Origin of the sequence: Candidatus Planktophila limnetica (assembly GCF_002288365.1) — a bacterium.
GTDB classification, from domain to species: domain Bacteria; phylum Actinomycetota; class Actinomycetes; order Nanopelagicales; family Nanopelagicaceae; genus Planktophila; species Planktophila limnetica.
The window spans coordinates 461,214-473,839 of record NZ_CP016782.1 but is presented as its reverse complement, the minus strand read 5'-3'; the positions used below and the strand labels follow the sequence as shown (position 1 = coordinate 473,839).

Genomic DNA, 12,626 nt, shown 5'->3' with positions numbered 1-12,626 from the left:
CGAAATCAAGGCTAATTAGAAATCAACCTCTGCTGCTGCTTCATCGATTTCAGCTACTAGTGCTGGATCAACTTCCACAGGTGTTGCAAAGTGGGCACGAATCTTGGTTTCGATCTCATTTGCAAGATCTGGATTATCAATAAGGAATGCACGGGAGTTTTCCTTACCTTGACCCAATTGATCTGCTTCGTATGTGTACCAAGCGCCAGATTTCTTAACGATTCCGATATCAACACCAAGATCGATAAGTGAGCCTTCGCGTGAAATACCAGTGCCGTAAATAATGTCGAACTCTGCTTGCTTAAATGGTGGAGCCATCTTGTTCTTAACAACCTTGACGCGAGTACGGTTTCCGACTGCGTCTTGGCCATCTTTGAGTGTTTCGATGCGACGGATGTCTAGGCGAACGGATGCGTAGAACTTAAGTGCTTTACCACCAGTTGTTGTCTCTGGAGAGCCAAAGAAGACACCAATCTTGTCGCGAAGTTGGTTAATGAAAATTGCAGTGGTCTTTGATTGATGAAGTGCACCAGTAATTTTACGAAGTGCCTGTGACATCAAACGAGCTTGAAGACCCATATGTGAATCTCCCATTTCGCCTTCAATTTCAGCACGTGGAACAAGAGCTGCAACTGAGTCAACGACAACTAAATCAAGGGCTCCAGAACGAATGAGCATGTCCATGATTTCAAGTGCTTGCTCACCAGTATCTGGTTGTGAAACTAGGAGTGCATCAATATCTACGCCGAGTTTCTTTGCGTACTCAGAATCAAATGCATGTTCTGCATCGATAAATGCACAGATGCCGCCAGCTTTTTGAGCATTAGCAATTGCATGCAGTGTCAGTGTTGTCTTACCTGATGACTCTGGTCCGTAGATTTCTACGATGCGACCACGTGGTAGGCCGCCAATTCCAAGTGCGATGTCGAGTCCGATAGAACCAGTTGGAATTACTTCAACAATTTGATTCTGTCGCTCTGACATCTTCATAACCGAACCCTTACCAAACTGACGTTCAATCTGGGCAAGGGCTGTGTCTAGGGCTTTGGAACGATCTGATTGTGCTTTTTCTGTAGCTTTGTCATTACTTTTTTCAGTAGCCACTTCTTTCCTTTCGATGAAACGTCAATTGACGTTGGTGTCGGTCCAGAAGGTACGGAGACCCACCGACGGCCCAAGCGCTTTGGAGGAAGGCTGTGGGCGGAGGATGGAACCGCTCTGGTTGTACAGGATTAAGGATATACGAACACCTGTTCGAACGCCAGATTAAGCCTTCGACACGCCGTTATCTATGTGCGGCGGTCTGCTCTGGATGAGCCTTACAGACGGCTCTCCAGATCTCATCGGGCTCGTGGCCGGCTGCAAGCGCCTCATTAACGCTCTTGCTACCTAATTCAGAGATCGCAATGTCTGCGCTAAAGGAGGGCGCCCATTGTGGGCCAAAACTTAAAAGGATGCGCTCTCGAAGATCAGAGATTCGCATGTATTAATTGCGCGCCTTGTGCTCGAGATTGTTCCGGCGTCAAAGGTTGAAGAACTTGTCCGATCAGCCATGAGATTGCGATTGCAGCTTTTACTTCAGAGCCCAGAGCAGTTACAAAGAATGCATCAATTGCATGCCAAATTTTGTCTTCACTTCGCAGAAGCATCTTTGTAAGAATGGCTGGGTCATGCGAGCGCATTCCGGCTAATGCCGCATCAGAGCTGATGGCGCAGGAAAAATACTCAAGTAACTCTGCTGGATTTTTTGGTGCATTCTTAAAGAGGTAAATTACTTCACGGCTTAAAAGTGAGTATAAAACAGCATCTTTATCGCGAAAATGGTTGTAGAGAGTCGCTCTAGAAACTTGAGATAAATCTGCAATATCGATCATGGCAAGATTTTTAATGCCTTGCGTTGCGATAATTTCTTTCGTCGCAGTAAGTAGTGCAGCCTCAGAACGCGAAGCCACAGCTCCCTGAAGTGCGTATAAGTGAGGCAAAGTTATGCTGCGTCTACGACGCTTAGTGTTGCAACTTCTGTTGACTTAATGTGCATGGAAACATCGCTGACAACTGTAGAAAGTGTCAAACCTAGTGCTGAACAAATAGCTGCCAATAACTCAGATGATGCTTCTTTCTGTCCTCGCTCAACCTCAGAGAGGTAACCAAGGGATACTCGTGCATCACGAGCGACATCACGAAGTGTGCGAGATTGCTCTGTGCGGGCAGCACGAAGAGTGGCGCCTACTGCAACGCGTAATAACATGGCCAACTCCTTTGCACCTAGTTAATCTCTTGACCTAAGGATACGCGCAAAGGTCCCAATCGCGCTTGCGACAGTCCCACTTCGTATATTTTCACGCTCACCATCTAGGCTCAATTGAATGCTCTGGGTGATCGGCCCGGCGATAGCAACCCATACGGTCCCGGCCATAACTCCATCAGAGGCATCCGGCCCAGCTACTCCTGTTGTTGCAATGGCCCACGTTGTCTTAAACGTTTTAAGAGCTCCCTCTGCCATCGCAAATGCAACTTCTTCGCTATAGACAGTCTTAGCTGAGATTAATTCTGCACTTATCCCAAGATGGGATTGCTTAACTTCGCTGTGATAGGCGATTGAACCACCGACATAAATATCTGATGATCCCGGAACACTTGTTATTGCATAACCCAATCCCCCACCAGTAATTGATTCTGCCGTACTCAGGGTTTCATTTCGAGACTTTAAAGTCGCAATGACATCTTTCATGGCTGAAGTAATTTCAGATGCGTTTGTCATGAAAATCCCTTCAGTCTATTTATTCGTCTTAAATGCAGAGAGCACGTATTGCAATCCCGTTGCAAGAGTCAAAATAATAGCAACAGCCATGAAGCTATCTCTAAACCAGTACAAACTCTCATTTAACGGAAGGACATAAAAGCCCACTCCAAAGCCTTGGAAGAAGGCCTTAATTTTTCCGCCGCGATTTGCCGGAATGACGCCGCGCTTAATGACAGCCAACCTAAAGAGTGTAATTCCAATTTCGCGGGCCATAATCACAATAGTGATCCACCATGGCATTCGTCCAAGAATGGAGAGTGAGACCATGGCGGTTCCGATCATGGCTTTGTCTGCTATTGGATCTAAGAATTTTCCAAATTCAGTTATGGAGTTTCTGCTGCGAGCCAGATTTCCATCCAAAATATCGCTAAGTCCGAGTATGAAAAATATCCACCACGAAATTATTTGCCACGTTGAATCGTCGCCACCATTTTTAAAGAGTGCATACGCGCCAACGGGTAAGAAAGCGATTCGCAAACTCGTAATCACATTGGGAGTTAAGAAGGCAGGTAAGTTCATTGCGCTCTGGCCACCAGGTCTGCTCCGATGCTTTCTATAACAACGCCATCAACATACTCTCCAACTTTGTAATCTGTGCCAACAAAAGTCGTTGTCCCATCTACTTCTGGACCTTGATGTGCGGCTCGTCCTTCTTGTAACTCTGCATCTTCAATCAATACTCGAACGCTCTGGCCAACCCTCTTCTGCGCGCGCTCTGAAACCATTTCATCTGCCAACGTTGAAAGAGTTTCCACCCGCTGTGAAATAACTTCTGCCTCTAGTTTTTCTCCGAGAGACAGTGCTTCCGTGTTGTCCTCATCGGAGTAGCCAAAGATTCCAACTGCATCTAGCTGTGCGTGTGTTATGAACTCTGCCAGTCCATCAAAATCTTCTTGTGTTTCACCTGGAAAACCCACAATGAAATTGGAGCGAATACCTGCTTGCGGATCGAGTGCCCTGATTTGTGAAATCAGATGCAGGAATTTTTCACTATCGCCAAATCGTCGCATTGCTCGCAACACTGATGGACTTGTATGTTGAAAAGAGAGATCAAAATATGGAGCAACTTTATCGGTGGCCACCATGGCTTGTAATAAGGAAGGGCGCATCTCTGCTGGTTGCAGGTATGACAACCGAACCCGCTCAACACCAGAAATTGCCGCGATATCTGGAAGTATGGTTTCCATTAAACGTAGGTCGCCTAAGTCTTTACCGTATGACGTTGTATTTTCGCTGACAAGAAATAACTCTGAAACACCGTTACTGGCGAGCCATGTAGCCTCTTCAAGAATTTCAACTGGGCGTCTTGAAACAAAAGAGCCTCGGAAATAAGGAATGGCGCAAAATGAACAACGACGATCACAACCGGATGCAATCTTTAAAGGTGCCCACGGCGCATTTCCGAGTCGTTTACGAAAGAGAGTCCCACCTGCTCCAACTTTGGATGCGTACTGCTCGTCTCGAACCGCTGCTCTATCTACCGGTGCAATCGGAAGTAATGACCTGCGATCACGAGGCACATGCGGGGTGTGAGAATTTCCTGAAACAATTGATTGCAATCGCGCAGAGATATCTTTGTAATCATCAAATCCTAAAATTGCATCTGCCTCTGGGAGTGCTTCGGCTAGTTCTTGCCCATATCGCTCAGCCATGCACCCAACTGCTACAACAGCGCGCGTTACTCCATGGCCTTTGAGTGAATTAGCTTCAAGAAGCGCATCGACAGAGTCTTTCTTTGCAGATTCAATAAACCCACATGTATTGATTAGCGCCACTTCGGCTTTTTCAACATCGTCAACCAGGATCCATCCATCGGCTGCTAAACGACCAGCTAACTCTTCGGAATCCACTTCATTACGAGCACAGCCCAGGGTGACTACTGCAACTGTGCGACTCATTGGGGTGATGTTACAGGTTATTGCGTGAAGTTATGAAGTAACCCCATATGAAACTGAAACAACTTCGCCATCGCTACCAATTTGCTCTGCGGCCTTGCCATTGACGATGACATCTACGGCTCCTGCGTTGCCCACCTTAAGACTCACGCGAGTTGTCGCACTGAAATTTAGCTTTTCTCCATTTCGAATTTGACCGCTATATAAAGTTGTGCCGTTTGAGTCCGAAACAAATAACCATGATTTTCCACGAGGTGCTAAAACACTGACGGAGACACCGCTACCCGAAGAATAAGTATCACGCGATGGCGCAGGTGTTGCTATTTCAGATTGCGTTGGTTGTGCCTCTGGAGTTTGAGACGCCGAAACAGTTGGCGAAGCGGTTTCTGTCGCAACTGTTTCAACTGTGGTTGTCTTTGAATTTGAAATAATAATTTGGACTGCGCCAAGAAGTGCCAACGTTGAGAGAGAAATACCAGCCAAAGTTTTCCAAGAAATTGTTTTCTTATCTACTGGATTAGTCATGACATTATTTTCGGCAAGCATTTCTTGAATGCGGCGCGGTTGCATGGATTGTTCACTCTCATATAACTCAAGGAGCAAAGTTGCATCCATCTTGATCTGAGGGGCAATGTTTCTTAAGTGACCACGGGCATAAGTTTCGCCGCCACATTTTGTGAAGTCATCACTTTCGATTTCTTTTAACAATCCACCACGAATGCTGGTGCGCTCTGAAAGATCGTCAATACTCAAGCCCGCATCAATGCGAGCCTGACGTATGACTGAACCGAGTGACATGTGACCTCAATAAAATTTTAGGTGGTGAATCTCTTGCGCTAATGGTAACCCCGTGAAGTTACGAGTAATAGCCCCGATGGCACTTTAGGGTCCATCTCACCCCAATTTCTCGCGTCTCAAAAAATGAACAACTAGTAATCGCGAAGGGTTGAGAGCACCGAATCGAGTTCATCTGGTTTGACCAACACTGTCCGTGCTTTTGATCCTTCGGAAGGACCAACAATTCCACGAGACTCCATCAGATCCATCAATCTTCCAGCCTTTGCAAAACCAATTCTTAGTTTTCTTTGCAACATTGATGTCGAACCAAATTGAGTTCCGATAACAAGTTCTACAGCTTGTAACAAAATATCTAAATCATCGCCAATATCTTTATCAACTAATTTTGCAGAAGAAACTGGCGCTGTCACATCTTCGCGATAGCGAGGTGATAGTTGTTTTTTAACGTGTGTAGTGACTGCTTCAATTTCACGTTCTGATACATATGCGCCTTGAATTCTTATCGCTCTACTTGCACCCATTGGAATAAAGAGTGCGTCACCTTGTCCTACGAGTTTTTCTGCCCCTGGGCTATCTAAAATCACTCGACTATCAGCAAGAGATGATGTTGCAAAGGAGAGTCGCGATGGCACATTTGCTTTAATTAACCCTGTTACAACATCAACACTTGGACGTTGTGTTGCAAGGACTAGGTGGATACCTGCAGAGCGAGCTAGCTGTGTAATTCGAACTACAGACTCTTCTACTTCGCGAGCTGCAATCATCATCAGATCTGCTAACTCATCGATGATTACTAGCAAGTAGGGATATGGCTCAACGATTCGATCGCTACCTTCAGGAGGAACAACTTTTCCTGCTCGAACTGCTTTATTGAAATCATCTATATGTCTAAAGCCAAAAGTTGAGAGATCTTCATATCGAAGATCCATCTCGCGAACTACCCATGTAAGCGCATCGGCAGCCTTCTTGGGATTTGTGATGATCGGAGTAATTAAATGTGGAATACCTTCATATGCTGTTAATTCAACTCGCTTTGGATCGATAAGAACAAGGCGAACATCATCTGGTGTGGCACGCATCAAAATCGAAGTGATCATCGCATTAATCATTGAAGATTTACCAGCGCCGGTTGCACCAGCAACTAATAAGTGCGGCATCTTGGCAAGGTTTGCACACACAAAATTTCCCTCAACATCTTTGCCCAGTGCAACCAGCATTGGGTGGTGATCTTGACCTGCAACGCTAGAACGCATCACATCGCCCAATGCAACAATCTCGCGGTCTGCATTAGGAATTTCGATTCCAACAGCTGATTTACCTGGGATTGGCGAAAGAATTCGGACGTCACTACTTGCAACGGCGTATGAAATATTCTTAGCAAGGGCCGTAATTCGTTCGACCTTAACCGCGTTTCCGAGCTCAACTTCATAGCGAGTAACTGTTGGTCCGCGCATAAAACCAGTTACCTCTGCATCAATTTCAAATTGCTTAAACACCTCAGTAAGAGATGCGACCACACTCTCATTAACTTTGCTCTTGGCCTTTGCGGCAGGTCCAGTACGCAAAAGATCTTCAGGTGGCAACTCATAATGCGAATCACTGGATAACAAGAGCTGAACAGGTCTGGCATCCTTTGGAATCTGTTGTGTCGTTGACCTAGGCATAGCAACGGTAAATTCCTCGTCAAATTCTTCTTCATCTAACTCTTCGTCATCTTCATCTACTGGTGCATTCCACTGGGCCACAACAGGGGATTCAAATGGTGGAGTTTCAGAAATTTCAAACTCTTCATCACTGACTCGCCTTGTTGGTTTGCGATCCCACATCCAACGCGATGCACTAGAGATACGAGAAAATACTTCAGAGGCTGGAGTAGCCGTAACCACTAAAACTCCAAAAATAAACAGGACAATCAACACGGGGTATGTCAGCATCGAAGTCATTAATGCCACCAGTGGGGTTGAAACTCCATAACCAATCCATCCACCACCATGTTGAATTGCAGTTGCACCGGTGCCCACTGAACCATTTAACAAATGTGCTAATCCAGTTGCGCTAATAAGTAAGGTAATTGTTCCAACAATAATTCGACCTGTGGCTGCTTTTTCATCTGGAACTCTAAATAATCTAATTGCAAAATAAATTAGTACCAATGGCGCAATAAATCCAATGCGACCAAATCCTCCATAAATAAATGCATAGACGGCCCGACTAATTACATTGTCTGCGTGAAACCATGCACCTGCTCCTGCAATTATCGCAAGAATGAGTAATGCAAATGCTGCGCCATCTCGCTGATGGGTTGGATCTAAATCTTTTGCACCGCGAGCGATAAATCGAATTGTGGCACCTAGTGCTTTAGCGATACCCCGCCATAATCCTTGTAGCCCTCTTCCTAGAGCGCTGCCTACTTTGGAGCGCTTGGATGAAGAGTTCTTTTTCTTAGCCACACTATTTATCGTAATTGCAGAACAATTCTCGAGATGGCAGGCGCGCCGACTAGTAAACGTTTAGAACTTCTAGACCTCAATTACTAGCGGAATAATCATCGGACGTCGACGGTGCTTAGCGCCAACCCATCCCCCAATTGTTCGACGCACAACTTGTGAAAGTTGATGAGTTCCATTTATTCCTTCGACAACAGCTGCTGCTAGTGCTTTTTCAATATCAATTTTTACTTCATCAAATAAGGATGCATCCTCTGCAAATCCGCGAGCATGAATATCTGGACCTGCAACAATTTTTCCGCTCTGTGCATCAATGACTACTACGACAGAAATGAAACCTTCTTCACCTAAAATTCTGCGATCCTTCAGCGAAGATTCTGTGATGTCGCCAATACTCTGGCCGTCAACAAAAACAAATCCACATGGAACGCCGCCCACAACTTGGGCAACATGATCTACTAAATCAACAACAACACCATTTTCAATCACGATTGTGTTCTCGCGCGGAACCCCTGCGTTTATTGCAATCTCAGCATTTGCTTTCAAATGACGCCATTCACCATGAACCGGCATTACATATTTTGGCTTAACGATGTTGTAGCAGTAGAGCAATTCACCTGCGGCAGCGTGTCCTGAAACGTGCACCATCGCATTTGCCTTATGAACAACTTTGGCGCCAAATCGAGTTAACTCATTTATTACACGAAAGACAGAATTTTCATTTCCAGGAATCAGCGATGAAGCCAAAATAACTGTGTCGCCATCGCCAACTCGAATTTGATGATCACCATTGGCCATACGAGAAAGCGCAGCCATTGGTTCGCCTTGTGATCCAGTGCAGATTAAAACAACATTGTCATCGTAGGAATCAAGCTCCTTAGCATCAAATAGAATATCTCCAGGAATATTGAGATACCCAAGATCGCTAGCTATTCCCATATTTCGAACCATCGAACGTCCGATGAAAGCTACTTTGCGATTATGAATAGCTGCGGTGTCGATTACTTGCTGAATTCTGTGAACGTGAGATGAAAATGATGCAACAATTATTCTGCGCTTCGTCGATCTAAAGACGCGATCAAGGACGGGCATAATTTCTCGTTCAGAGGCTGTGAATCCCGGAACATCAGCGTTCGTTGAATCCACCAGGAACATGTCAACGCCTTCTTCACCTAAACGAGCAAAGGTTCGTAAATCAGTGATGCGTCCATCTAACGGCAATTGATCCATCTTAAAATCACCGGTGTGCAAAACACGACCAGCAGGAGTATTGATAACGATTGCCAACGCATCTGGAATTGAGTGATTGACGGCAACAAATTCCAAATCAAATGGTCCAACGTCTTCTTGGCCACCTTCGCGAACTTCACGTGTTAAAGGCGTGATTCTATGTTCCTTTAGTTTGGCAGTAATTAGCGCAAGAGTCAGCGCTGATCCATAAAGCGGAATATCTGCACGTTCGCGAAGTAAGTAAGGCACTGCGCCAATGTGATCTTCGTGTCCATGAGTTAGAACTATTGCCAAGACATCAGATAGTCGATCGCGGATATATGAAAAATCAGGAAGAATTAAATCAATTCCGGGTTGATTCTCTTCAGGAAATAACACTCCGCAATCAACAATTAATAGTTTTCCATTGCATTCAAATACGGTCATGTTTCGACCGATTTCAGCCAAGCCACCAAGTGCGACAATACGTAGTGCACCTGGCGCTAATTTAGGAGGAGTTCCGAGCTCTGGATGTGGATGTGTCATGAGCGAAGAGTTACGCCACCTGCGCGTAAGTCTTCACGCAACTGTGCAATTTGTGCATCAGTTGCATCTACTAAAGGTAAGCGTGTGTATCCGCCAGGTAGCCCCATCAAATTAAGAGCAGCTTTAGTTAAAATCGCACCTTGCGTGCGGAATGTTCCAGTGAAGACTGGTAGTAATTTTTGATGAATTTCAAGTGCACGAGCAGTATTTCCGGCAAACCATGAATCGAGCATTTCGCGTAAATCTTTTCCAACAGTATGTCCACACACTGAAACAAAACCAACTGCTCCAACAGATAACAGTGGCAAATTCAAAATATCATCTCCTGAATAAACAGGGATTCCGCATCTTTTAATTACCCACGATGTCGAAGCCACATCGCCTTTGGCATCCTTGAGAGCCACGATGCGTGGATGTTCGGATAATTTAACAATCGTGTCAGGTTCTATCTGCATTCCAGTGCGTCCCGGAATGTCATACATCATCACTGGCAAGTCGGTGGCATCTGCAATTGCGCGAAAGTGAGCTTCGATTCCAGCTTGCGGTGGTTTGTTGTAATACGGAGTGACGACGAGTAATCCGTCTGCACCAGCTTTTTGTGCACGTAACGCTTGTTCAACTGAATGCGTCGTCTCGTTATTTCCGGCACCCGCTACAACTTTTGCCTTTCCGGCAACAGCATCTTTTACAACTTTAACTATTTGATCTTTTTCATCATCACTAGTTGTTGGTGCTTCACCTGTGGTGCCATTAACGATAATTGCATCATGACCAGTAGAAAGTAAGTGTTGCGCCAAGGTTGCAACGCCATCCCAATCAATAGATAAATCCTTTTTAAAAGGAGTCACCATCGCTGTAGATAGCCGCCCGAATGGCGCTTGCGTTGTCATGGGCTAAGGCTATCGCCTAGTTAGGGCGCAATGCGTCCAGATTTCTCAAATGCCTTATGCGTAAGCGGCATTAATTTAGCAAATTCAGCTTCCATCTTCTCAGCAACCATCTCAATTTCGCGTTGAGGGTAACTTGGAAAATGAGAACCTTCACGCGCAGTACGAAGTGATAAGAAATTCATAAGTGCGCGTGAGTTCATGCTCACATACATCGAAGAATAAAGTCCTACCGGAAGAACTACGCGAGCAACTTCACGGGCAATACCGACATCTAACATTTTTTGATATTGCTCATAGGCAACAACGTACGCGTCTTTCATGGCCTTAACAGAAGTTTCGTACTGCTCTGTTGTTCCATCAACAAAAGTATAGGAACCTGTTTTGCCCACTTGAATCAATTTACGATCAGTACTTGGAACATAGAAAACAGGCTTGAGTTCGCGGTATCTGCCACTTTCTTCATTATATGAAGCAATTCTGTGACGCATGAATTCACGGAATACAAAAATAGGTGCGGAGATAAAAAAAGTCATTGAAGTATGTTCAAAAGGTGAGCCATGACGTTCGCGAGCCAAATAATTTATGAGCCCCTCTGAGCGGGCTGGATCCTCGCCAATTTCTTCCATCGATTGTTCACCGGCAGTAGATACACGAGCAGCCCAAATAACATCAGCATCACTAGCACTTGCTTTTACAAGTTCTACGGTTACATCGCTTCTAAAAACTATCTCGGACTCGCTCATGGTGCGACCTTATCTAGAGGGCGCTTTGCGCCGTTGGATTTGTACGACAGAATATGGGTGTGTCTAGAGTTGCTTCCCCCACATTTCGCGATTCTCTCAGCGTTTCCATCACCGTTGGCGCATATGGCGTTGCATTTGGTGCAGCAGCAGTTGCCAATGGATTTAGCGTTCTGCAAAGTTGCTTACTCTCACTTCTTACTTTCTCTGGTGCCTCTCAATTTGCAGTCATCGGAGTAATTGGCGCCGGAGGCGGCGCACTCAGTGGCATTGCAACCGCATCATTATTAGGAATTAGAAATGGTTTATATGGAGTGCTGATGGCTCCAATTCTTAAAGTACGCGGATTTAAAAGAGTGATAGCAGCTCAGATAACAATTGATGAATCCACTGGTGTCAGCCTTTCTCAAGAAGCGCGTGGCGAATCTGCAATGCGCGAAGGATTTTGGCTCACTGGATTCGGAGTTTTCATCTTCTGGAATCTTTTTACACTCGCTGGAGCACTCGGTGCAAAGGCAATGGGCGATCCTTCTGCTTGGGGATTAGACGCTGCAGTGCCGGCAGCATTTCTTGGCCTTGTGTGGCCACGACTAAAAAATTCATCAGATAAGTTATTAGCACTTATTGCTGCGGCATTTGCGATAGCCACAACACCATTTTTGCCCGCTGGATTGCCAATTATTGGAACTGCCGTAATCGCAGTAATCGCCGGATTAAGGATTGCCAAATAATGGATACGTTATGGCTTGGTGTGATTGGAACTAGCGTAATTGCTTATGCGCTTAAGTTTTCCGGTCATAGCGTTCCTGAGAAGTTTCTATCTCATCCGCTCATTAAGAGAATAAACTTACTGATTCCGATAGCGCTTCTAAGCGCACTAGTTGCGGTTCAAAGCGTGACAATCAAAAGCGCCATTGTTATTGATCACCGCTTAGTTGGACTGGCCGCAGCAATTATTGCACTGATTTTTAAAGCACCTTTTCCAGTTGTTGTTCTCAGCGCCGCGATTAGTTCTGCGGCTGTCTATAACTTTCTTTAGATTATTGAAAGAGATTTCAATTTAGCTGTTAAATCCATATCTGATGGTTCTGTTAGATGAGTCCCATCTGAAAAAACAATGACAGGAATCGATTGAGCGCCGCCGTTGATTTCGCGAACTTTGTCGGCCGCAGTGAGATCTTCTTCAACATCAATGTGTGTGTATTGCACCCCTAATTCGGCGAGTAATCTCTTTGAGCGACGGCAATCTCCGCACCAGTCAGCACCATACATAGTGATCTGTTCTTTTGACATTTAAT

15 protein-coding genes are annotated in these 12,626 nt (G+C 45.3%); 2 read left to right on the top strand and 13 right to left on the bottom strand.

What is annotated here, in order from left to right:
* Positions 1–15: 15 nt before the first annotated feature.
* The 12 genes from recA to thyX all read right to left on the bottom strand — a co-directional run bounded on the left by recA (position 16) and on the right by thyX (position 11,331).
* Positions 16–1,104: a recombinase RecA gene (gene recA, locus PHILAsVB114_RS02555; RefSeq protein ID WP_095697836.1), complete on the bottom strand. Its 1,089-nt coding sequence runs from the start codon at positions 1,102–1,104 to the stop codon at positions 16–18.
* Positions 1,105–1,285: 181 nt separating this feature from the next.
* The gene (locus tag PHILAsVB114_RS02550; RefSeq protein ID WP_095697835.1) at positions 1,286–1,483 is read right to left on the bottom strand and encodes a DUF3046 domain-containing protein; all 198 of its coding nucleotides are present in this window, start codon (positions 1,481–1,483) and stop codon (positions 1,286–1,288) included.
* Positions 1,470–1,952: a TetR/AcrR family transcriptional regulator gene (locus PHILAsVB114_RS02545; RefSeq protein ID WP_157906141.1), complete on the bottom strand. Its 483-nt coding sequence runs from the start codon at positions 1,950–1,952 to the stop codon at positions 1,470–1,472. Before PHILAsVB114_RS02545 ends, PHILAsVB114_RS02550 begins: the two co-directional genes overlap by 14 nt.
* A gap of 32 nt (positions 1,953–1,984) precedes the next feature.
* Entirely contained in the window at positions 1,985–2,254 is a 270-nt protein-coding gene (locus PHILAsVB114_RS02540; RefSeq protein WP_204246828.1) for a helix-turn-helix domain-containing protein, read from the bottom strand.
* Positions 2,255–2,269: 15 nt separating this feature from the next.
* Entirely contained in the window at positions 2,270–2,761 is a 492-nt protein-coding gene (locus PHILAsVB114_RS02535) for a CinA family protein (RefSeq protein ID WP_095697832.1), read from the bottom strand.
* Positions 2,762–2,776: 15 nt separating this feature from the next.
* Positions 2,777–3,292 carry a CDP-diacylglycerol--glycerol-3-phosphate 3-phosphatidyltransferase gene (pgsA, locus tag PHILAsVB114_RS02530; RefSeq protein ID WP_204246827.1) on the bottom strand — a complete coding sequence of 172 codons (516 nt, stop codon included), beginning with the start codon at positions 3,290–3,292 and terminating at the stop codon, positions 2,777–2,779.
* A 26-nt stretch (positions 3,293–3,318) separates the two neighbouring features.
* The gene (rimO, locus tag PHILAsVB114_RS02525; RefSeq protein WP_095697830.1) at positions 3,319–4,701 is read right to left on the bottom strand and encodes a 30S ribosomal protein S12 methylthiotransferase RimO; all 1,383 of its coding nucleotides are present in this window, start codon (positions 4,699–4,701) and stop codon (positions 3,319–3,321) included.
* Between the two features lie 30 nt (positions 4,702–4,731).
* Complete coding sequence (locus PHILAsVB114_RS02520) at positions 4,732–5,496, bottom strand: helix-turn-helix domain-containing protein (RefSeq protein ID WP_095697829.1); 765 nt, start codon at positions 5,494–5,496, stop codon at positions 4,732–4,734.
* A 131-nt stretch (positions 5,497–5,627) separates the two neighbouring features.
* The gene (locus PHILAsVB114_RS02515; protein ID WP_095697828.1) at positions 5,628–7,946 is read right to left on the bottom strand and encodes an FtsK/SpoIIIE family DNA translocase; all 2,319 of its coding nucleotides are present in this window, start codon (positions 7,944–7,946) and stop codon (positions 5,628–5,630) included.
* A 69-nt stretch (positions 7,947–8,015) separates the two neighbouring features.
* A complete protein-coding gene (locus PHILAsVB114_RS02510) occupies positions 8,016–9,698 on the bottom strand; it encodes a ribonuclease J (protein ID WP_095697827.1) in 1,683 nt (560 codons plus the stop codon).
* The gene (dapA, locus tag PHILAsVB114_RS02505; RefSeq protein ID WP_095697826.1) at positions 9,695–10,588 is read right to left on the bottom strand and encodes a 4-hydroxy-tetrahydrodipicolinate synthase; all 894 of its coding nucleotides are present in this window, start codon (positions 10,586–10,588) and stop codon (positions 9,695–9,697) included. The genes PHILAsVB114_RS02510 and dapA overlap by 4 nt, the downstream gene beginning before the upstream one ends.
* A gap of 20 nt (positions 10,589–10,608) precedes the next feature.
* Entirely contained in the window at positions 10,609–11,331 is a 723-nt protein-coding gene (thyX, locus tag PHILAsVB114_RS02500; RefSeq protein ID WP_095697825.1) for an FAD-dependent thymidylate synthase, read from the bottom strand.
* A gap of 53 nt (positions 11,332–11,384) precedes the next feature.
* Here thyX and PHILAsVB114_RS02495 point away from each other — a divergent pair, with 53 nt between their 5' ends.
* Both PHILAsVB114_RS02495 and PHILAsVB114_RS02490 read left to right on the top strand, forming a co-directional pair.
* Positions 11,385–12,059: an AzlC family ABC transporter permease gene (locus PHILAsVB114_RS02495; protein WP_095697824.1), complete on the top strand. Its 675-nt coding sequence runs from the start codon at positions 11,385–11,387 to the stop codon at positions 12,057–12,059.
* Positions 12,059–12,367, top strand: coding sequence for an AzlD domain-containing protein (locus tag PHILAsVB114_RS02490; protein WP_095697823.1), 309 nt, complete (start codon positions 12,059–12,061; stop codon positions 12,365–12,367). Before PHILAsVB114_RS02495 ends, PHILAsVB114_RS02490 begins: the two co-directional genes overlap by 1 nt.
* Here PHILAsVB114_RS02490 and PHILAsVB114_RS02485 read toward each other — a convergent pair.
* A complete protein-coding gene (locus PHILAsVB114_RS02485; protein WP_095697822.1) occupies positions 12,364–12,621 on the bottom strand; it encodes a mycoredoxin in 258 nt (85 codons plus the stop codon). The two genes, PHILAsVB114_RS02490 and PHILAsVB114_RS02485, sit on opposite strands and share 4 nt — an antisense overlap.
* Between the last annotated feature and the right edge of the window lie 5 nt (positions 12,622–12,626).

What these genes read in the sequence shown, in the direction of transcription:
- PHILAsVB114_RS02550 (WP_095697835.1), bottom strand. Translation starts at nt 1,483, where the DNA reads ATGCGAATCTCTGATCTTCGAGAGCGCATCCTTTTAAGTTTTGGCCCA.
- PHILAsVB114_RS02535 (WP_095697832.1), bottom strand. Translation starts at nt 2,761, where the DNA reads ATGACAAACGCATCTGAAATTACTTCAGCCATGAAAGATGTCATTGCG.
- rimO (WP_095697830.1), bottom strand. Translation starts at nt 4,701, where the DNA reads ATGAGTCGCACAGTTGCAGTAGTCACCCTGGGCTGTGCTCGTAATGAA.
- PHILAsVB114_RS02520 (WP_095697829.1), bottom strand. Translation starts at nt 5,496, where the DNA reads ATGTCACTCGGTTCAGTCATACGTCAGGCTCGCATTGATGCGGGCTTG.
- PHILAsVB114_RS02510 (WP_095697827.1), bottom strand. Translation starts at nt 9,698, where the DNA reads ATGACACATCCACATCCAGAGCTCGGAACTCCTCCTAAATTAGCGCCA.
- dapA (WP_095697826.1), bottom strand. Translation starts at nt 10,588, where the DNA reads ATGACAACGCAAGCGCCATTCGGGCGGCTATCTACAGCGATGGTGACT.
- thyX (WP_095697825.1), bottom strand. Translation starts at nt 11,331, where the DNA reads ATGAGCGAGTCCGAGATAGTTTTTAGAAGCGATGTAACCGTAGAACTT.
- PHILAsVB114_RS02495 (WP_095697824.1), top strand. Translation starts at nt 11,385, where the DNA reads ATGGGTGTGTCTAGAGTTGCTTCCCCCACATTTCGCGATTCTCTCAGC.
- PHILAsVB114_RS02490 (WP_095697823.1), top strand. Translation starts at nt 12,059, where the DNA reads ATGGATACGTTATGGCTTGGTGTGATTGGAACTAGCGTAATTGCTTAT.
- PHILAsVB114_RS02485 (WP_095697822.1), bottom strand. Translation starts at nt 12,621, where the DNA reads ATGTCAAAAGAACAGATCACTATGTATGGTGCTGACTGGTGCGGAGAT.